The organism is Streptomyces sp. SYSU D01066-1, from assembly GCF_054956795.1.
In genome coordinates this window covers 160674-179682 of record NZ_JBUDHV010000009.1, presented here as the reverse complement: position 1 = coordinate 179682, position 19009 = coordinate 160674, and the positions used below count along the sequence as shown (strand labels likewise).

Here is a 19009-nt window from a genome sequence, read left to right as displayed (position 1 = left end):
CCCCGGTGCGAGCCGCGGCAGGAGCCCGGGCGCCGGCCCGGTGCCGGCCCCGGCGTCATATCTGCCAGGAGCGCAGCCGGTCGGCCGCCCGGTAGACGTCCGCCTCGCCCGACATCAGATCGCGGGCCAGGTCGACCAGCGCGCCGTAGGGCGGGTCGATGCCGGCGCCGCTGACGAACATGTAGGCCACGGCGGTCGCGCAGGCGAACCGGGCGTTGGCCGCCGGCAGCGGCTTGAGCACGGCGAGGGTGTGCAGCAGGGCGGCGGCCCGCCAGGCCGGGTCGGAGTCCACGCCGAGGCGGGGCGGGTCAACCCGGTGCCGGGCGACGGCGGCGACCAGGGCGGAGAAGTCGTTGACGACGGGCTGGTCCGGCAGCACTTCCTCGTGGCGCTGGAGCAGCCAGGGCACGTCGATGTGAAGGACGGATGCCATGCGTCAGGCGGCCCGTCCCGCGCCCCGGGCGGAGGGCGGTTCGTCGTCGGGGAAGGCGGCGGCGAACTCGTCCGCGTGCCCCTTGAAGAACCGGCGGAAGGCCTCCGCGCCTTCCTGGAGCGCCCGGTGCCGCGCGATGTCGGCGGCGGCGGCCTCCCGGACCAGGGCCTTCATCGACGTACCGCGCTCCTTGGCGATCTGACGCAGGTCCTCGAGTTCGCGGTCACTGAACTCCACGTTCAAGGCTGGCATGCTCCTACGGTACCGCTCGGGTACTGACTCGTAAATACTTGCAGGTCAGCAGAGGATCCGGGCGGTACCGCGGAAAGCCCGTTCAGCCCTGGTCGGCCACGAAGGCCGCCATGCGGGCCAGCGCGGCGTTCCAGTTGACGGTGGTCTCGTTGGTCGACCAGGACCGGATGTCGTCGATGTAGCAGAACTGGCCGACGCAGCCCTGGAGTTTCGCCTGGGCCAGCGGGTCCTGGATGCTGGAGTTCGGACCGCCGGCGAGGGTGCCGGCCGGCGGGCCGGGGAGCGCCGGGTCGAGCTGGCGGGCGTACCAGCGGCTGTGCTGGTGGTGCGCGCTGACCTCTCCGTAGCCGGTGACGTAGGAGACGTTCAGCGCGTTGCGGCCCAGGATGTAGTCCATGCTCTGCAGGGCGCCGTCCCGGTACTTGGCGGCGCCGGTGAGGTCGTGGGCGGTGGCGAGCACGACCGCGTTGTTGAGGACCTGGTGGCTGGAGCCCCAGTCGTAGACGTTGCCCTCGGGGGCGTACGGCATCCCGTAGGGGTGGGTGTCCAGGGTGGCCAGGTAGCGGTCGGCGCCCCGGACGACGGAGCGGCGGACGGCGTCCCGGCCGGGCAGCCGGCTGGGCACGGTCGCCAGGTCCAGGCGGGCCGCGGCGGCGGTGCGGGCCCAGTCGAAGCCGAGCGGGCCGAAGATGTCGGCGGTGTGGACCGGTGAGGCGAGCACGTGGTCCCGGAAGTCCTTCTCCCCGGTGGTGAGGTACAGCTCGGCCGCCGCCCAGTAGAACTCGTCCCGCACGTCCCGGTCTGGGTAGGCGCCGCCGCCGACGCCGTCGTTCTCGTCGGCGTACGCGTCGGGGTGGGCGAGCGCCGCCCCCCAGGCCGTGCGGGCGGCCTCCAGCGCCCGCGCGGCGAACTCGCGGTCGTACGGCTCGTAGAGGCGGGCCGCCTGGGCCGCGGTGGCGGCGAGGTTGAGGGTGGCCGCGGTGGTCGGCGGGTGCAGTTCGCGCTGCTGCGGGTCGTCGCTCGGCAGCAGGGGCAGGCCCGTCCACTGCTCGTCGTGGACCTTGTGGTGGGCCATGCCCGCCAGCGGCTGCCCCTGGGGGACCTGCATCCTCAGCAGGAAGTCCAGCTCCCAGCGGACCTCGTCGAGGAGGTCGGGCACCTTGTTGCCGCTCTCGGGAAGGGCGAGGGCGCCGTCGCGGAAGGGCTCGGCCCCCCGGGTGTGCAGCGCGCGCTCGTACGTGCTCAGCAGCTCCCACACGGAGATGCCGCCGTTGACGACGTACTTGCCGTGGTCGCCGGCGTCGTACCAGCCGCCGGAGACGTCGAGCCGGTAGTCGCAGACGCCCGGCCGGCAGGGCACGTCGGTGTCGCCCTGGTTGGGCGCGACGCCCACGTGCCCGGCGGGGCGGGCGTAGCCGGGGCGCAGGTCGTCGCGGATCGCGAGGCCGCTGCGCTGCGTGTAGTAGAACTTCACGGCGTCGGTGCGCAGCCGCTCGTAGGCGTCCGCGCCGATGTCGAAGGGGCGGCTGGTCTCGCCGTCGGCGACCAGGGTGAGCCCGGTGCCGCGCCTGCCGTAGCGGCCGAAGTCGATGGAGTGGACGTTCTGCCCGGAGGAGGCGTCGGTGCCGCGCGGCACGGTCCGGCCGCGGGCGACCACCGCGCCGCCGGCGTCCTGGAGCCGCCAGGGCAGCGCGCCGGCCGCGTCGGTGACGAGGGTGGCGTTCTTCGGCCCGTCCGGCAGGTAGGCGACCTGGTTGACCCGGACCCGCGGCCCGGTGTCGGGCTCGTACGGCTCCGGGGGCACCCCGCCGAGCAGGGAGACGTCGTCCAGGCAGAACCGCCACGGCTCGGCGCTCCCGCCGACCTGGAAGGCGACCTGCCCCCGGTCGGTGCCGACGGGCGCGGTGAAGGTGTAGGAGTAGCTGTCGCCGGAGCCGCTCGGCTGCGCAACGGCCTCGTGGTAGGCGTCGTACGGCTCCACCGCGAGCCCGACCAGGGCCCGGACCGCGTGCCCGCCGGGCGTGCCGCTCGCACGGAAGGAGAAACGATACGTCTCCCCCGCCGCGAGCGGGATGTCGTTCTGGCCGACGATCGCGTCCCAGCGGTTCGCCGTGCCGCCGGGGACGTCGGCGCAGAGCCGGCCGTCGTCCACGGCGGCGGTGAGGTCGCCGGTCGTCCACCAGGGGTCGGTGCCGTCGTCGAACGTGCCGTTCCTGACCTGCTCGGTCTCCTCGGCGCCCGCCGGTCCCGCGGGCAGCGCGGTGAGGGCCGCCGCCAGCAGGGCGGTCAGGGGCACGAGGACGGTGCTGCGTCTTCTCACGTCTGGGCTCCTCGGGGGAGGTGCGGGCGGCGCTCCCCGCGCGATGGCGTGGGAGCGCTCCCAGAGACGGACGCCGACCATGTTTGTTGCAGACGTGACACCCCGTCAACGGTCCGGGCGGAACGCGTTCCGCCCGGACCGCCGCCCCCGGCCGGAGCCGCCTCGGCGGATCCGGCGTACGTAAGGGGCGGAGGCGCACTTCCACCGCACGCGCCGCACCCGTCGCGCCCGTTGAAGACCCCGTGCGCCCACCAAGTGCCGTACAGCCCGAGTTCGGGTCCGCGCGAGCCCTGTGACGCACTAGTCTGTGACCCAAGTGACACACCGTTCACTGTGAGTGTGCGCGATGGAGTGGCAACGATGAGCCCGGTCAACCCGTACGACGATGCCGCCACGGCCCGGGCTGTCATCGACGACACCGGCGTGGTACTGCACTGGAACGAGGGGGCGAGCAGCCTGCTCGGTCACCCGCCGGAAGAGGTCGTGGGACGGCCCGCCGCCGACCTGCTGGCCGGAGCCGGCCAGGGCGAGCCCCCGGGCCCCGGCGACGACCGCTGGTACGGCATGCTGAAGCTGCGGCACCGCGACGGGCACGTGGTGTCCGCCCGGGTGCTCGTCCACCGCCGCTGGTCGGACGACGGCCGCTCGGCCGGCTGGCTGGCGGTCACACCGCGGGACGGCGTCCCCGACCCGGCGGACGGCCCCCTGCGCGACCTGGCGCTGACCCAGTCGCCCTGCGCCATGCTGATTTTCGACGAACAGCTGCGCCTGTGCGGCGTCAACGACGCCATGGCCCGCCTGATGATGGTGCCGCCCGAACAGCTGCTCGGCCTGCGGCTCACCGACATCGACAGCCAGCCGGAGTACGCCAAGTACGAGGAGAACCTCCGGTGGGTGCTCGCCACCGGGCGGGAACACGAGATGGAGACGTTCCAGCAGGTCGCGGGCAAGAACCACCCCCAGGCGTGGCTGGCCCGCGTCGCGCGGCTCACCGGCCCCGACGGCCGGATCCGCGGCATCTGCGTGAGCGTCAACGACTTCACCGAGCAGCACCTGGCCCGGGAACGGCTCCAGCTGGTCAACGAGGCCAGTGTGCGCATCGGCACCACGCTCGACGTCACCCGCACCGCCCGGGAACTCGCCCAGGTCTGCGTCCCGGTCCTCGCCGACTTCGTCAGCGTCGACCTGACCGAGCCGGGGGAGCACGGCGGCGAGCACCCGGGCAGGACGGTCCCGCCGGTGACCCTGCGCCGGGCCGCCAACGCGTCGGTCGCGCCGGGGTACCCGCAGGCGGTGGCCGAACCGGGCCGGCTCGACGCCTACCCGGCCGGCTCGCCGCAGGCCGAGTGCCTGCTCACCGGGGACGCGATCGTGACCGCGGTGCCCTACGGGAACGGCGCGGGAGGGCGGGACCCGGACGAGGTCCGCCGCGAGGCGGCGCGGGAGCACGGCGTCCACTCCACGCTGGCCGTACCGCTCCAGGCCCGGGGCACCACCCTCGGGGTCGCGGTCTTCGCCCGCTTCCGGCGTCCGGAGCCGTTCACCCACGACGACGTGCTGCTGGCCGAGGAGGTCACCGCGCGGGCCGCCGTCTGCATCGACAACGCCCGCCGCTACTCCCGGGAGCGGGAGACCACGCTGACCCTCCAGCGCAGCCTGCTCCCCCGCCAGCTGCCGCCCACGGCGGCGGTGCAGGCCGCCTCCCGCTACCTCCCGGCGGCCCGCGCCGGAGTGGGCGGCGACTGGTTCGACGTCATCCCGCTGTCCGGGATGCGGGTCGCGATGGTCGTGGGGGACGTGGTCGGGCACGGCATCCAGGCGTCGGCCACCATGGGCCGGCTGCGTACCGCCGTGCGCACCCTCGCCGACATCGACCTGGCCCCCGACGAACTCCTCACCCACCTCGACGACCTGGTCGTCCGGCTGTCCGACGAGTCCGGCGGCGACGGCACCGGCGAGGTCGGCGCCACCTGTCTGTACGCGGTCTACGACCCGGTCTCCCGGCGCTGCACGCTGGCCCGGGCCGGTCATCCGCCGCCCGTCCTGGTCCCGCCGGACGGTCGCCCCCACCATGTCGAACTGCCCTCCGGGCCGCCGCTGGGCGTGGGCGGGCTGCCGTTCGAGTCGGCCGAACTGGACCTAGGCGAGGGCTCGGTGCTGGCGTTCTACACCGACGGGCTGATCGAGAGCCGGGAGCGGGACGGCGACGCCGGTATCGCCCTGCTGTGCGAGACCCTGGCGGCAGCCCCGCCCGGCACCTCGTCCGCGGCCCTGGACGAGACCTGCGACCGGGTGCTGCGCACCCTGCTGCCGCCGGGCGGCGCCGCCGACGACGTGGCCCTGCTGCTGGCCCGCGCCCGGGGCCTGCCCCCGTCCCGGGTGGCGACCTGGGACATCCCCGCCGACCCGGCGCTGGTCGCCCCCGTCCGCAAGCAGGTCCTGGACCAGCTGGCCACCTGGTCGCTGACGGAGGCCTCCTTCACCACCGAACTGGTGGTGAGCGAACTGGTCACCAACGCCATCCGCTACGGCGCCCCGCCGATCCGGCTGCGGCTGATCCACGACGCGACCACGCTGATCTGCGAGGTGTCCGACACCAGCCACACCGCCCCGCACCTGCGCCGTGCCAAGACGTGGGACGAGGGCGGGCGCGGTCTGCTGCTGGTCGCCCAGCTCACCCAGCGCTGGGGCAGCCGGCACACCGCCGAGGGCAAGACGATCTGGGCGGAGCTGGCGCTGCTGGACCAGGGGTGAACGCCGGTTTCCCGGGCCCGGCGGCGGGACATCCGGACAGACAGGACGGAGGGAACGAACCCCGGTCCGGCCGTGACGAATCCCCAGGAGTGTGAGGCAGCGATGGTGAACACATACCGGCCGGGGCGCCGGACGGCGCTGCTCGCGGGCGCGGTCGCGCTGCTCGGCGCCCTGACCGCCTGCGGCGGCGACAGCGGCGGTACGGTGACGGCGCCGGACCGTTCCCCGACGACCGCGGGGACGGCCGCGGACGGGGCCACGGCGGGACCCGGCGCGGACTCCCCCGGCACCCCGGCGTCCAGCGCCGTACCGGGCACCGTCCCGACCGGCACGGCCGGGTCCGCGTCGGCCTCCGCCCGCACCGACGGCCGGTGCCGCACCAACGAGCTGCGGGCCTTTGTCGGCCGCGTCGACCCGGGGGCCGGCCAGCGCAACTTCCCCGTGGTCCTGACCAACACCTCGTCCCGTACCTGCACCCTGTACGGCTATCCGGGCGTCGCGTTCGCCGACGCTTCCGGCACGCAGCTGGGCCCGGACCCGGTGCGCGACCCCGCCTCGCCCCGGACCGTCACCCTCACCCCGGGCAAGAGCGCCTGGGCGGCGCTGTCGTTCGCCAGCCCGGAGATCAGCGGGGCGCGCGCCGCCGCCCCGGCGACCCTGCTCGTCACCCCGCCGGACGAGCGGGACGCCCTGGAGGTGGCGTGGAAGGCCGGCGAGGTCCCGGTGGGCGGCAACGAGTCCGAGGTCTCGCTCACCGCCCTGGCCCCCGGCACGGGCCCCTGAGCTGCCCGGCTCAGTGCCCGGCGACCGGGTGCGGCGCGTAGGGCCGCTCCAGTTCCTCGGCCTCCTTGTCGCTCAGCTCCAGTCCGACCGCCGCCACCGCGTCCTCCAGGTGTCCGGACCTGGCCGCTCCGACGACCGGCGCGGTCACCGTGGGCTGGCGCAGCAGCCAGGCCAGCGCCACCTGGGCGCGCGGGACGCCGCGCTCGCCGGCGATGCGGGTGACGGCCTCGACGACGGCGCGGTCGCCCTCCTGGTAGAGGGTGGTGCCGAAGCGGTCGGTCTCGCTGCGCCGGGTGGCGGTCCCCCAGTCACGGGTGAGGCGCCCGCGGGCCAGCGGGCTCCACGGCAGCACCCCGACGCCCTGGTCCGCGCAGAGCGGCAGCATCTCCCGCTCCTCCTCGCGGTAGATCAGGTTGTAGTGGTTCTGCATGCTGACGAACTTGGTCCAGCCGTTGCGCTCGGCGGTGTACTGGGCCTTGGAGAACTGCCAGGCGTACATCGAACTGGCCCCGATGTAGCGCACCTTGCCCGCCTTGACCAGATCGTGCAGGGCCTCCATCGTCTCCTCGACGGGCGTGTGCGGGTCCCAGCGGTGGATCTGGTACAGGTCCACGTAGTCGGTGCCCAGCCGGCGGAGGCTGTGGTCGATCTCGGTCATGATCGCCTTGCGGGACAGGCCGCCGCCGTTGGGGCCGGGCCGCATCCGGCCGTGCACCTTGGTGGCGAGCACGATCTCGTCGCGGCGGGCGAAGTCGGCCAGCGCCCGTCCGACGATCTCCTCGCTGGTCCCGTCGGAGTAGACGTTGGCCGTGTCGAAGAAGGTGATCCCGGCCTCCACCGCCTGCCGGATCAGGGGGCGCGAGGCGTCCTCGTCGAGGGTCCACTCGTGCGGACCCCGTCCGGGCACGCCGTAGGTCATGCACCCCAGACAGATCCGCGAGACGTCCAGGCCCGTGGAACCGAGCTTCACGTACTGCATCGTTGCCGCTCCCGCCTTCAGCACGAGTCATCTTCAGGTCGAGTGATCCTTCAGGAGGAGCCTACGGCCTTGAGGTGACCGTACGGCGTGGGAGCGGCCCGGGGGCGGGCGGCTCGCGCATCCTCGGCGCAGGCGGCGGGGCACCGGCCGGCGTCCCGCCGTTCCCGTCAGCGTTTCCCTCACCGTTTCCGGAGGAAGCTGTGCCGATCCGTCCCAGAAGTGTTCCGGTTCTGACCGGTGCCACCGTGCTGTGCCTGGCCCTCGCCCCGTCCGCCTGGGGCCGGCCGGGCCCCGTGCCCGAACCGGCGGACCAGGCGGCGTCGACGCTGTGCGTCCCGGCCGGCACCCTGCGCGGCGCGGGCGGTCAGCGGGCCGCGGCCAGCCTGTGCGCGGGCGGCGGCGCCCGCGGCCTGTCCGTCTCGGCGCCCGCCACCTGTACCACCGGCTCCCGCGCGGCCGTCCGGTACGCCTGCGCGACCTCCGGGAGCTGGACCGCGCGGCGCGACGGCGCGACCGTCGCCTCCGGGACGCTGCCCGGCGCCGACGCCGTCTACCCGGGCCCGGGGACGTACGAGATCACCGCGGCCGTGCACGCGCGTTCCGAGCCCGGTGGCGTGGACCTGCGCGGCACGGTGCGCGCGACGCTCCGGCTGAGCGCCCCCCGGCCCGTCCCCACCCACCGTGTCGAGGTCGACCGCCACGTGCTGCGGCCGGACACCGTCACCACCCTCACCTACACCGTCCACCGGGACAGCGACGCGGGGGACGGCAGCGCCCGCTTCGGGCTCATCGGCGAGGAGGGGTCCGGGGTGGAGCTGGCCACGGACGACGCCCGCTGCGTCAACCCGCTGGTGGGCCGTCACCCGTCGACCGACCGGCTCGAGCACTCCCTGGACTGCGCGTTCACCGACCTCCAGCCGGGCCGGCCGGCCACCGTGCGGGTCCGCGTCGCCCTGAAGGCGGCCTGCTCGACGGTGGTGTCGAAGCTGGGGTACTGGATGCCACGCGGTCAGGAAGTGTTCACCGGCGGCATGCTGGTGGGACCGACCGTGGGCTGCGACCGGTCCTGACCCGGGCGTCCGACGAGGTCCAGCGCCCGCGCCCAGGGGAAGGCGGCGGCCTCCGGCGAGCCGAAGCGGACCCCCATCGCGCGCAGCCGGGCGAGGCTCTCCCGATGGGCCGGGTGGGCGGCCAGCGCGTCGCCCACGCAGGGCAGCACGCCGATGGGCACGCCGAGGCCGTACGCCTCGCACAGGGTGGCCAGGGCGAGGGTGTCGGCGATGCCGACGGCCCATTTGTTGAGGGTGTTGAAGGTGGCGGGCGCGACGATCACGGCGTCCGGCGCGGGGAACGGGCGGGGTTCACCGGGGCGCCGCGACCGGGCCCGCACCGGGCGGCCGGTCAGCGCCTCGACGGCCGCGACGTCGAAGAAGCCGTCGGTCGCGGCGGTCGGGGTGGCGATCACCCCGACCGTCCAGCCGCGCCCCTGCGCCGCGACGATCAGCTCGCCGACGTCCGCGGCGACGCCGGCGGCGCAGACGACCACGTAGAGGAAGGGTTTCCGGTCCGGTTCGGTCACCTGGGAAGCGTACTCAGCGGGCGGCCCGCGGGGGACCGTCCGCTGTGCCGCCGTCAGGGGGCCGGAGCGGCGGGGCCGTCGGGAGCAAAGCCGCGCGGGCCGGTCCGGGGGCGGCCGGGACGGGAGCGGCCGGGGCCGGGCGGCCGGGTCTGGCGCCGGGTGTCAGTCCGCCGGCTCGGTGACGGTGACGGCGCCCACCGGGCAGGCCCGGGCCGCCTCCCGGACCAGCGGGCTGCCGCCGCCGTCCTCGCGGCCGGGCAGGACGGTGCCGTAGCCGTCGTCGTCCTGGGTGAACACGTCGGGGGCGGTCAGGACACACTGGCCGGCGCCGATGCAGAGGTCTTTGTCGATGTCGATGCGCATGGTCCGTCAGCTTCCTACCGGGCCACGGGGAGTTCCAGCACTTCCTGGGCCGTGTCGCCCGGGCCGCGGGTGATCCGCTCGGCCGGGACGGCCGGCCGCGGCGGACCGTCGGTGGTCGCCGGGGCGCGCGCCGGTTCCCCGGCGGCGGGCGGCGGAGCGGGGGCGGGAGGTGGTTCGGGCAGGCGCTCGGGGTGTCGGAGCAGGGCGCGGGCGCCGAGGGGGAGCACGGCGGCGGTGGTGTCCGGCACGGCGGCCCGTCAGGTGCCGCGGGCTCCCGGGCGGCGACGCGGAGTCCGGCCGGAGCGGCGCACCGGGGAAGCGGCCGGGGATCGCGGGCGGGACGCGGTAGAAAAGAATCACGCACCGGGCGGCGTTGCCCCGGTGCCGGTGAGCCGTACGACCGACGATGGGACGGACGCGGATGCCTCTTGAGGGTGAGTACGAACCCAGCCCGACGCGGTGGGTGCGGGAGCAGGTGGAGTTGTACGAGAGTTCCGGGGGCACCGAGGGCACGACCCTGCGGGACACCGGCCTGCCGGTGGTCGTGCTGACGACCAGGGGCGCGAGGAGCGGGAAGCTGCGCAAGACGCCGCTGATGCGCGTCGAGCACGACGGCCGCTACGCGGTGGTCGCCTCGCTGGGCGGAGCGCCGAAGCACCCGGTGTGGTACTTCAACGTCAAGGCCGACCCGCGCGTGGAGCTCCAGGACGGGCCGGTGAGGAGGGACTTCACGGCCCGTGAGGTCACGGGCGCGGAGAAGGCCCAGTGGTGGGAGCGGGCCGTCGCGGCGTTCCCGGACTACGCCGGTTACCAGAGGAAGACGGACCGGGAGATCCCGGTCTTCGTGCTGGAGCCGGCCGACGGGTCCTGAGGACGGGCCGGGAGCGCGCCGGGGGTTTTCCCTCCGGCCGCGCATGAACCGGCCGGCACCGGGCACCTGAAGGTCAGGCCCCGCCGCGTTCCCCCGTCGCGGCGGGGCTTTCGTCCGCCTCCCGCGCGGGCCGGTCCGTCACGTCCAGGAAGATCTGTCCCGCCTCGGGCACGGTGTTGGCGAGGGACCGCTTGATGCGTACGGCGACCTCCTCGACCCGTTCGCTGTCCAGGCCGGGCACCAGGTCGATGCGAGCGGCCACCAGGGTGGAGTCGAGGCCGGTCTTCATCGTGAACAGGGCCTCGACGCTGTCGATCTCCGGCTGGGCCTCCAGCAGGGCCCGGATCCGGCCGGTGGCCTCCGGGTCGGCGGCCTCGCCGATCAGCTGGTCGCGGGCGTCGCGGCCGAGCCGGTAGGCGACGTAGACGAGCAGCGCGCCGATGGCGAGCGAGGCGGACGCCTCCCAGACCACCTCTCCGGTGACCATGTGCAGCGCCATGCCGATCATGGCCAGGGTCACGCCGAGCACCGCGGTGCCGTCCTCGGCGACGACCGTGCGCAGGGCCGGGTCGCTCAGGCCGCCGCCCTGCCGGCGTACCTGGTGCAGGGCCCGCAGCAGCGAGGCGCCCTCGGCGAGGAAGGCGACACCGAGCACGACCAGACCGGCTATGTAGCCGCTCAGTTCCTCCTCGGCGCCCGTGCGGAGGGCTTCGACGCCCTGGTAGAAGGAGAAGCAGCCGCCCATGACGAAGATGCCGACGGCCGCGAGCAGCGACCAGAAGTACCGCTCCTTGCCGTAGCCGAAGGGGTGCCGGCGGTCGGCCGGACGTCGGCTGCGGCGCAGCGCGGCGAGGAGGAAGACCTCGTTGAGGCTGTCGGCCACGGAGTGCGCCGCCTCCGACAGCAGCGCGGGTGATCCGGCGACGAAGCCGCCGGCCGCCTTGGCGACGGCGATCACCAGATTGGCCGCCAGCGCCACCAGCACGGTGACGCGGGTGTGCCGGTCGGTCGCTTTGTTCCCAGTTGCCTTGGACTCGTCGTGCTCGCCCGTTCGGGGCGTCGTCTGCCGCGTAGTCGTTCCGCTCACCTTTCGCCGACTGCCCCCGGTCCGCGCGGATCACACCCTCTTGTGGGTGGCCCGCCCGTGCCGGGGGGGCGAAAACGGGGAACGCGTCCCCCAGGGCGTCCGTGCGGCAGGAGGACGTCCGTGCGGAAGGGAGGAGAGGGCCATGGACGAGGGCGACGGAGAGTCCGGCAACAGCGCGTACGGCAGGAAGGCGTTCAAGCGGTCCCGCAGCCATTTCGCGGACCGCGTCACCGCCGACGGCCGGGACGGCTGGCCGGTGGCGGCCGGACGGTACCGGCTGGTGGTCAGCCGGGCCTGCCCGTGGGCGAGCCGGGCGCTGATCTCGCGGCGGCTGCTCGGCCTGGAGCAGGCCCTGTCCCTGGCGGTCGCCGACCCGGTCCAGGACGACCGCAGCTGGCGGTTCACCCTCGATCCGGACGGCCGGGACCCGGTGCTCGGCATCCGCTACCTCAGCGAGGCGTACGACCGGCGGGAAACCGGGTACCCGGGCGGGGTGAGTGTGCCGGCGATCGTGGACGTGCCGAGCGGCGCGCTGGTCACCAACGACTTCCAGCAGATCACCCTGGACCTGGCGACCGAGTGGACGGCCCTGCACCGGCCGGGCGCGCCCGACCTGTATCCCGAGGAGCTGCGGGACGAGATCGACGAGGTGATGGAGGGTGTCTACCAGGACGTCAACAACGGCGTGTACCGGGCGGGTTTCGCCACCGGCCAGGAGGAGTACGAGGCGGCGTGCGCGGGCGTGTTCCGGCGGCTGGAGCTGCTGACGCCCCGGCTGGAGCGGCAGCGCTACCTGGTCGGCGACACCATCACGGAGGCGGACATCCGGCTGTTCACCACGCTGGTCCGGTTCGACGCCGTCTACCACGGCCACTTCAAGTGCAACCGCTGGAAGCTGACGGAGAGTCCGGTCCTGTGGGGTTACGCCCGCGACCTGTTCCAGACACCGGGTTTCGGCGACACCGTCGACTTCGACCACATCAAACGCCACTACTACCAGGTGCACACGGGCGTCAATCCGACCCGGATCGTGCCACTGGGGCCCGATCTGTCCGGCTGGCTCACCCCGCACCACCGCGAGGAGCTGGGCGGCCGGCCGTTCGGCGACGGCACTCCGCCCGGCCCGGTCCCCGCCGGCGAGGAGGTTCCGGCGCGGGGCAGGCCCTGATCCGCCCCTCTCCGTTCGACACACCAAGGAGGAATTCGTGGGAAAGAAGAAGCAGAAGCTGCCGCTGGCCTACAAGCCGGTCGGCTTCGTGATGGGCTGGGCGGGCGGCGCGCTGGCGGGGATGGCGTTCCAGAAGACGTGGAAGCTGATCCGGCACGAGGACGACGCGCCCGACGCCCTGGACCCGGACCGCGGCTGGGGCGAGATCCTGCTGGCCGCCGCGGTCCAGGGGGCCATCTTCGCCGTGGTGCGCAGCGCCGTGGACCGCTCGGGTGCCAAGGTCATCCAGCGCTCCACCGGGGTGTGGCCGGCCGCGGGTTCGGGCGGCCGGGACTGACCACCCCCCGGCACGCCACCGAGCCCCGCGGGCGGCCGTCCGCCCGCGGGGCTCAGCCCTGTTTGGGGGCGACCGAGGGATTGCGGCGCAGGGTGAAGGAGTGGCCGGCCGGGTCGGAGAAGCCGCGTTCCTCGTAGGGGCCCGGCGCGTCTTTCGCCTCCACCGGGCGCCCGCCGAGCCCCACGATGCCGCGCTCGGCCTCGTCGAGGTCGTCCACCATGAAGTCCAGATGGACCTGGAGGGAGTTCTCGGGGCGGGGCCAGCTCGGCGGGGTGGCGTTGACGTCCCGGCGGAACGCCATGCGGAAGCCGTCGGCTCCCCTGATCTCTATGCGGTTGGCGGCGACGTCGGTCTCCCGCGCGCCGAGCAGTTCCTTGTAGAACTCCGCGAGCGTCTCGGGCTCGGCACAGTCGAGCACCACGACGCCCGCATTCACCAGTGCCATCTCTTCTCCTCCGAAGGTCCGGGGCACGGGGCGGTCGTGCCGCGTGCCCTGTACCTAGTTGATATCCGCGCCCGCCCGATTCAGTCGGCCGGCTGGCGGGCGCGGCCGGGGGTCCGGGTCGCACGGCGGTGTGCGCGGGCGGCGGGGGGCCTCGCCGGTGAGGTCCGCGGTGATCCGGGACGGCGTGGCGGCGGCGACCCCCGTGTCGGCCGTGGCCAGTACCCCGGGGCCGGGCCCGGAGGTGACGGTGAAGTCCGCCTCGGTGCGCGCCGGACGACCGCCGACGGCGCGGGGCGGCACCCCGGCCGGCCGTCGGCCGCGCCGGGGTCCGGCCGGGGTGCCGGGTTCGAGAAGGCGGGCGCCGTCGGGGGCGGGCACCACGCGCCGTTCCACACGCTCCGCGCGCGGCGCAGCACGGTCCTGCCGGAACACGACCCCCCTGCCGTTCTCCCGACGGGCGGGGGGCGGCAGGCTGGGTGACCATGAGCGATGTGAACACCATGCGAGCCATCCGCCAGGACACCCTCGGCGGACCCGAGGTCCTGAAGGAAGTACGGCTGGAGCGTCCCACGCCCCGTCCCAACGAGGTACTGGTGCGGGTGCGCGCCGCCGGTGTCAACCCCACCGACTGGAAGCACCGCGCGAACGGCGGCTTCCTCGGCGAACCGCCGTTCGTCCTGGGCTGGGACGTCTCCGGCACGGTCGAGGCGGTGGGGGTCGGCGTCGCCGAGTTCGGGCCCGGGGACGAGGTCTTCGGCATGCTGTCGTACCCGTACGGCCACGGCTCCCACGCCGAGTACGTCCGCGCGCCGGCCCGCGGCTTCTGGCACAAGCCGGCCGGGATCGACCACGTACAGGCCGGCGCGCTGCCACTGGTGTCGCTGACCGCATGGCAGGCTCTGGTGGAGCGGGCGGACGTCCGGCCGGGGCAGCGGGTGCTGGTGCACGCGGCGGCCGGCGGCGTGGGCCATGTGGCGGTGCAGATCGCCAAGGCCCGGGGCGCCCATGTGATCGGTACGGCCAGCGCCGCCAAGCACGGCTTCCTGCGGTCGATCGGGGTGGACGAGCCGCTGGACTACCGGGAGACCGACTTCGCCGAGGCGGTGGGGGACGTGGACGTCGTCCTGGACACGATCGGCGGGGACACGCTGACCCGTTCGCTGCGCGTGCTGCGCCCGGGCGGGATCGTGGTCTCGATCCTGCCGGTCGGGCCGGACGAGCTGTACCGGGAGGCGGAGCGGCTCGGTGTGCGGGCGGCGCGGATGCTCGTCGACGCCGACCGGGGCGGCATGCGGGAGATCGCCGCGCTGGCCGAGTCGGGCGGGCTGCGGGCCGCCGTCGAGCGGAGCTTCCCGCTGGCCGACGCGGCCGAGGCGCACGCCCTCGGCGAGACCGGCCGCACCACGGGCAAGCTGGTGCTGGTCGTGGACTGAGCGCCCGTCCGGCGGTCACCTCTCCTCCCGCACCATCGGCGATGAGCATGAGAAACCGATGACATATGTCAATTGAACATGCTCAAGTTCCTCCGAACGAGGGAGACTGTGGGCGGCAGGCGGGAGGTGATGTGGCCGTGCGGAACCCCGCACCGCTCACCCGGCATCTGCGTGTCCACGATGACCGGGGACACCGGGTGCTGGAGTTCCACGGCGAGATCGACCTCGCCGTGGCCGACGAGATCGCCCCGCTCGTGGACCGGGCCACCGGCGGCCCGGGCGCCCGGGTGGTGCTCGACCTCAGCAGGGTCGAGTTCTTCGACTGCTCGGGGCTTCGGCTGCTGGTCCGGGCCAGGCAGCGGGTGCTCGAGCGCGGCGGCGAACCGCACCTGGTGTGCACCCACGCCCTGACGCTGCGCGTCCTGCGGGTCACCGGTCTGGCCCGGCTGCTGCCACCGCGGCGGACGGTGGACGAGGTGGTGGGCCGGCCGAAAGCCCCGTCGGGCCCTGCTCCGTCGCCGCGGTAGCCCCTCCCCCGGTTCCCCCCGGTCACCGGCTTGCCGGGCCGGTGACCGGCGCGCGCCGCCCGTGCCCCCGCCGCTTCCCCCTCGTCCCCCAACTCACCCGTCTGGCTCGGGAAGTGGGGGGCATGTGGTGAGTAGGAAGGAGGGCCGCCGCCATGACGACTCCCCACAGGCGCTCCCCCGGGCGCGTGCCCGGCTGGGCCAAAGCGGTCGGCGCCGTCGCGCTGGTACTGGCCGTACTGTTCGCCGGGCTCCGGCTGAGCGTGCTCCCGGGCCTGAAGGACCTGTTCGGCACCGAGACCCGTGACCGCTCGGGCCCCGCGCTGCTGGAGTCCATCCAGGACATCAGCCGGTACGAGGCCGCCTCCGGCAACTTCCAGGTCGTCGTCGACCTGGAGAAGGACACCAAGTTCCTGCCGGACGCGGTCCGCGGCTCGCGCACCCTGTACGTCGGCGCGGGCTCGGTGGACGCCTACGTCGACCTGGGCAAGGTCGGCCGCGACGACGTGACGGTCGACGAGGACCGCACCTCGGCCACCCTCCGGCTGCCGCACGCCGCCCTCGGCACGCCGGCCCTCGACCCCGAACGCTCCTACGCCGTGTCCAAGCAGCGCGGCCTGCTCGACCGCCTCGGCGACCTGTTCTCGGACAACCCCAACAGCGAGCAGGCCGTGCAGAAGCTCGCGGTGCGGCACATCGGCGAGGCCGCGAAGGAGAGCGGCCTGACCTCGCGCGCCGAGACCAACACCACGCAGATGCTCCAGAACCTGCTGCGCTCGCTCGGCTTCAAGGAGGTCCGGGTCGTCTACCCGGACTGAACGGCCGCACGTCCCCGTCCCCGTCCATGTCCCTGTCCCCGCTGAGAACCGGAGGATCCCCCATGGCCCGCGCCGCCACCTCACGGCCGCGTTCCCCGCTCCGCCCCCGCACCACCGAGAGCGAGGCCCCCGCCCCGCGCGAACGGCACGTGGTGCCCTGGCCGTTGCGCCTGCTGGCCACGGCGTGCGCCTTCGTCTTCATGGTGGCGTTCGCCGTCGTACTGGCCCGGCTCACCCTGCATCCTTCGCCCGCCTCGGAGGCGCTGACCCACACCAACCTGCATCCCGGCCGCTCCCTGCGCGAGTACCTGGGCCAGCCCGCGCTGCGCGACGCGGTCAAGCAGGTCGGCGGCAACATCCTGCTCGGCGTGCCGTTCGGGATGCTGGTGCCGGTCGTCGCCCCGCGCACCCGCGGACTGCTGCGGGTGCTGCTGCTGACCGCCGTCGTCATGCTGCTGGTGGAGCTGGCGCAGGGCTCGATGGTGACCGGACGGGCCTTCGACATCGACGACGTCATCCTCAACACCAGTGGCGCGCTGCTGGGTTACCTGTTGCTGGGGCGGCGCATGAGCCGCGCCGTGCACGCCCGCCGCGCACAGGTGTGAGGCGGCGCGCGGCGGTGAGCCGACGGCGTCTAGCGGGTCGTCCAGGTGAACTTGTCCCCGCCGACCCAGCGGACCACCTCCGGGTCGTCCAGGTCGTGGACCGTGATGCCGTACGCGGCGGCGGTCTCCAGGACGTCGATGACGGTCCTCGCCGCACCGACGACCTGGCCGTCGATCTCCACGATCCGGAACGGGGGAACGGCCGGCTGGACTCCCAGGACCAGGATGCGCGGCCGGGCGATGTGCGGGCTCACGATTTCGGTCATGTATCGAGCCTAGAACGAACGGGCGGCCGGGGCCGTCCCCAGACGTCGCCCCCGCCGCCGTCGTCCCGGGTCGTTCCTGGTCAGGGCCGCCGCCAGTCGTCGCTCCGCAGGTGCGATCCGGCCATCGGGCCCATCCGGAGCATGCCGCCGTCCACGCTCCAGGAGGCGCCGGTGACGTACGAGGCGTCGGGCCCGGCGAGGAAGGCGATCACGGCGGCGACCTCGCGGGCGTCGCCGGGGCGCCCCAGGGGTACGCCCGGGCGGCGCTCGGTGTGCGGGTCGGTGTCCTCCTGCCCGGTCATCGGCGTGGCGATCTCGCCGGGGGCGACGGCGTTGACGGTGATGCCGTGCTCGGCCAGTTCCAGGGCCATCACCTGGGTGAGCAGGCCGAGGCCGCCCTTGGCCGCGCAGTACGGCGCGGCACCCACCCGCGGCTGGTGCTCGTGCACGGACGTCACGTTGACGATCCGGCCGCCGTCGCCCTGCCGGATCATGCGCCGGGCCGCCCGCTGCCCGCACAGGAACGGCCCGGCCAGGTCGACGTCCAGGACGTGGCGCAGGTCGTCCAGGCCCAGGTCGAGGAAGGGCGTGGCCGTCCCCGTACCGGCGTTGTTGACCAGGACGTCCACCCGGCCGAGGCGTTCGCACAGCCCGTCGACGGTGTCCGCCGCCTCCGGCAGCCGGGTCAGGTCGACCCGGGCGGTCTCGGCCCGCCGCCCCAGCGCCCGCACCTCCTCGGCGGTGCGCTCGGCGCCCTTCTCGTCGGTGTGCCAGGTGATGCCGATGTCCAGTCCGGCCTCGGCCAGGCGCACGGCGGTGGCACGGCCGATGCCGGAGTCGGAACCGGTGATCACGGCGACGCGGGCGGTGGGGGACATGGCGGCCTCCTCGGTGGCAGGGTGTGACGGGCCATCGCAGTACCCGGACGAAGTGGGGACAAACCGTCGGCACCCGCCGTGCGGAGCACCGGCCGTCGACGAGCCCTGACCGGGCGGGGAGGCGGACCGCCCGGCGGCCCCCGTGGACCCCGTGGACCGTACGGACGCCATGCCGGCGGTGGCGGGGACGCTGTCTCGGTCGGCACCGGCACCGGCGCCCACACCCACGCCCCCGGTCAGCTGGACGGGCGGACCCACGGGTGCGCGCGGGCCGAGGAGTGCGGCGTCGCGCCGGAACGCGTGGTGACCCCCTGGCCGCCGGGGGCCCGCCAGCCCGGGCCCGCGCGGGCCGCGCGCCGTCCGGAGTGGCGGACGGCTGACGTGGTACCCGACCGCCCGACCGACCGAGACACGAGGAAGGGACCGGTGCATGGAACGCGCGGCCGTGTTCGACGTGGACGGCACTCTCGCCGACACCAATCACCTGCATGTCGTCACCTGGTGGGAGGCGTTCCGGCAGGCGGGCCACCGGGTTCCCATGCACGCCGTCCACCGCGCCGTGGGCCTGCCCTCCACCGATCTGATCGCCCACCTGCTGGGCGAGGACCGGGACACGGACCAGGACGCGGAGCTGAGCGCCGCGCACAAGGCGCTGTACGGACAGTACTTCGACCGGCTGCCCGCGCTGCCGGGCGCGGGGGAACTGCTGCGGCGGCTGGCCGGGGACGGCTGGCGGGTGGTGCTGGCCACCTCGGCGGGCGGCGGGGAGCTGAGCGCGCTGCGCCGGGCGATCGACGCCGACGAGGCGATCACCGCGACCGCCAGCTCCGACGACGTCGACGCGGGCAAGCCCGCGCCCGAACCCGTGCGGCATGCCCTGGAGCTGGCCGGGGTCCCCGCCGAACGGGCCGTCTTCGTCGGCGACACCGTCTGGGACATGACCGCGGGCCGCCGGGCCGGGGTCCGCTGCGTCGGCGTGCTCAGCGGCGGCATCCCGCGCGCCGACCTGGTGGAGGCGGGCGCGGAGGCGGTCTACGACGGTCCCGCCGGTCTGCTGGCGGAACTGGCCGGCAGTCCCCTGGGGTGAGTGCGCCGAGCACGCGGATACCCGGCG

General features: G+C 74.4%; 22 protein-coding genes. 11 read left to right on the top strand and 11 right to left on the bottom strand.

The features are described from left to right. Nucleotides 1-55: 55 nt before the first annotated feature. The 3 genes from ACY1JF_RS12100 to ACY1JF_RS12090 form a co-directional block, all read right to left on the bottom strand. Nucleotides 56-433 carry a toxin Doc gene (locus tag ACY1JF_RS12100; protein ID WP_462705046.1) on the bottom strand — a complete coding sequence of 126 codons (378 nt, stop codon included), beginning with the start codon at nt 431-433 and terminating at the stop codon, nt 56-58. A gap of 3 nt (nt 434-436) precedes the next feature. Further along, complete coding sequence (locus tag ACY1JF_RS12095) at nt 437-685, bottom strand: hypothetical protein (RefSeq protein ID WP_462705045.1); 249 nt, start codon at nt 683-685, stop codon at nt 437-439. Between the two features lie 82 nt (nt 686-767). Further along, nucleotides 768-3005, bottom strand: a complete 2238-nt coding sequence (locus ACY1JF_RS12090; protein ID WP_462705044.1) for a glycoside hydrolase family 9 protein — start codon at nt 3003-3005, stop codon at nt 768-770. Between the two features lie 360 nt (nt 3006-3365). Between ACY1JF_RS12090 and ACY1JF_RS12085 the strand changes: the two genes are divergently transcribed. Both ACY1JF_RS12085 and ACY1JF_RS12080 read left to right on the top strand, forming a co-directional pair. Further along, nucleotides 3366-5759, top strand: a complete 2394-nt coding sequence (locus tag ACY1JF_RS12085) for a SpoIIE family protein phosphatase (RefSeq protein ID WP_462705043.1) — start codon at nt 3366-3368, stop codon at nt 5757-5759. A gap of 102 nt (nt 5760-5861) precedes the next feature. Beyond that, nucleotides 5862-6542 carry a DUF4232 domain-containing protein gene (locus ACY1JF_RS12080; RefSeq protein ID WP_462705042.1) on the top strand — a complete coding sequence of 227 codons (681 nt, stop codon included), beginning with the start codon at nt 5862-5864 and terminating at the stop codon, nt 6540-6542. A gap of 10 nt (nt 6543-6552) precedes the next feature. Here the strand turns inward: ACY1JF_RS12080 and ACY1JF_RS12075 are convergent, their stop codons facing one another. Then, entirely contained in the window at nt 6553-7521 is a 969-nt protein-coding gene (locus ACY1JF_RS12075; protein WP_462705041.1) for an aldo/keto reductase, read from the bottom strand. Nucleotides 7522-7721: 200 nt separating this feature from the next. Between ACY1JF_RS12075 and ACY1JF_RS12070 the strand changes: the two genes are divergently transcribed. Beyond that, nucleotides 7722-8591 carry a hypothetical protein gene (locus ACY1JF_RS12070; protein ID WP_462705040.1) on the top strand — a complete coding sequence of 290 codons (870 nt, stop codon included), beginning with the start codon at nt 7722-7724 and terminating at the stop codon, nt 8589-8591. Here the strand turns inward: ACY1JF_RS12070 and ACY1JF_RS12065 are convergent. The 3 genes from ACY1JF_RS12065 to ACY1JF_RS12055 all read right to left on the bottom strand — a co-directional run bounded on the left by ACY1JF_RS12065 (nt 8531) and on the right by ACY1JF_RS12055 (nt 9711). Next, nucleotides 8531-9100, bottom strand: a complete 570-nt coding sequence (locus ACY1JF_RS12065) for a flavoprotein (RefSeq protein ID WP_462705039.1) — start codon at nt 9098-9100, stop codon at nt 8531-8533. The genes ACY1JF_RS12070 and ACY1JF_RS12065 overlap by 61 nt on opposite strands. 162 nt (nt 9101-9262) lie before the next feature. Then, on the bottom strand, nt 9263-9463 hold the full coding sequence (locus tag ACY1JF_RS12060; RefSeq protein ID WP_462705038.1) for a ferredoxin: 201 nt from the start codon (nt 9461-9463) through the stop codon (nt 9263-9265). A 14-nt stretch (nt 9464-9477) separates the two neighbouring features. Beyond that, nucleotides 9478-9711, bottom strand: coding sequence for a hypothetical protein (locus ACY1JF_RS12055; protein ID WP_462705037.1), 234 nt, complete (start codon nt 9709-9711; stop codon nt 9478-9480). Between the two features lie 173 nt (nt 9712-9884). Between ACY1JF_RS12055 and ACY1JF_RS12050 the strand changes: the two genes are divergently transcribed. Continuing rightward, the gene (locus ACY1JF_RS12050) at nt 9885-10334 is read left to right on the top strand and encodes a nitroreductase family deazaflavin-dependent oxidoreductase (RefSeq protein ID WP_462705036.1); all 450 of its coding nucleotides are present in this window, start codon (nt 9885-9887) and stop codon (nt 10332-10334) included. 73 nt (nt 10335-10407) lie between these two features. Here ACY1JF_RS12050 and ACY1JF_RS12045 read toward each other — a convergent pair whose 3' ends face one another. After that, complete coding sequence (locus ACY1JF_RS12045; protein ID WP_462705035.1) at nt 10408-11421, bottom strand: cation diffusion facilitator family transporter; 1014 nt, start codon at nt 11419-11421, stop codon at nt 10408-10410. 142 nt (nt 11422-11563) lie between these two features. On the opposite strand from ACY1JF_RS12045, the gene ACY1JF_RS12040 reads away from it, so the two are divergent. Beyond that, nucleotides 11564-12589 (top strand): glutathione S-transferase family protein, encoded by a 1026-nt coding sequence (locus tag ACY1JF_RS12040; protein WP_462705034.1) that lies wholly within the window; start codon nt 11564-11566, stop codon nt 12587-12589. Nucleotides 12590-12626: 37 nt separating this feature from the next. Beyond that, the gene (locus tag ACY1JF_RS12035) at nt 12627-12926 is read left to right on the top strand and encodes a DUF4235 domain-containing protein (RefSeq protein ID WP_462705033.1); all 300 of its coding nucleotides are present in this window, start codon (nt 12627-12629) and stop codon (nt 12924-12926) included. 52 nt (nt 12927-12978) lie between these two features. On the opposite strand, the gene ACY1JF_RS12030 is transcribed toward ACY1JF_RS12035, so the two are convergent. Continuing rightward, nucleotides 12979-13371, bottom strand: a complete 393-nt coding sequence (locus tag ACY1JF_RS12030) for a VOC family protein (RefSeq protein ID WP_462705032.1) — start codon at nt 13369-13371, stop codon at nt 12979-12981. A 482-nt stretch (nt 13372-13853) separates the two neighbouring features. Here ACY1JF_RS12030 and ACY1JF_RS12025 point away from each other — a divergent pair, with 482 nt between their 5' ends. The 4 genes from ACY1JF_RS12025 (at nt 13854) to ACY1JF_RS12010 (ending at nt 16751) form a co-directional block, all read left to right on the top strand. Then, nucleotides 13854-14804, top strand: coding sequence for an NADP-dependent oxidoreductase (locus ACY1JF_RS12025; protein WP_462705031.1), 951 nt, complete (start codon nt 13854-13856; stop codon nt 14802-14804). 65 nt (nt 14805-14869) lie between these two features. Beyond that, nucleotides 14870-15331 carry an anti-sigma factor antagonist gene (locus tag ACY1JF_RS12020; RefSeq protein WP_462705030.1) on the top strand — a complete coding sequence of 154 codons (462 nt, stop codon included), beginning with the start codon at nt 14870-14872 and terminating at the stop codon, nt 15329-15331. Nucleotides 15332-15483: 152 nt separating this feature from the next. Next, complete coding sequence (locus ACY1JF_RS12015; RefSeq protein WP_462705029.1) at nt 15484-16146, top strand: DUF4230 domain-containing protein; 663 nt, start codon at nt 15484-15486, stop codon at nt 16144-16146. Between the two features lie 62 nt (nt 16147-16208). Continuing rightward, entirely contained in the window at nt 16209-16751 is a 543-nt protein-coding gene (locus ACY1JF_RS12010) for a VanZ family protein (RefSeq protein WP_462705028.1), read from the top strand. Nucleotides 16752-16780: 29 nt separating this feature from the next. Here the strand turns inward: ACY1JF_RS12010 and ACY1JF_RS12005 are convergent, their stop codons facing one another. Together ACY1JF_RS12005 and ACY1JF_RS12000 are read right to left on the bottom strand one after the other, a co-directional pair. Beyond that, complete coding sequence (locus tag ACY1JF_RS12005; RefSeq protein WP_462705027.1) at nt 16781-17017, bottom strand: hypothetical protein; 237 nt, start codon at nt 17015-17017, stop codon at nt 16781-16783. Nucleotides 17018-17097: 80 nt separating this feature from the next. After that, entirely contained in the window at nt 17098-17895 is a 798-nt protein-coding gene (locus tag ACY1JF_RS12000; protein ID WP_462705026.1) for an SDR family oxidoreductase, read from the bottom strand. A 430-nt stretch (nt 17896-18325) separates the two neighbouring features. On the opposite strand from ACY1JF_RS12000, the gene ACY1JF_RS11995 reads away from it, so the two are divergent. Further along, complete coding sequence (locus tag ACY1JF_RS11995; RefSeq protein WP_462705025.1) at nt 18326-18982, top strand: HAD family hydrolase; 657 nt, start codon at nt 18326-18328, stop codon at nt 18980-18982. Nucleotides 18983-19009 lie beyond the last annotated feature (27 nt).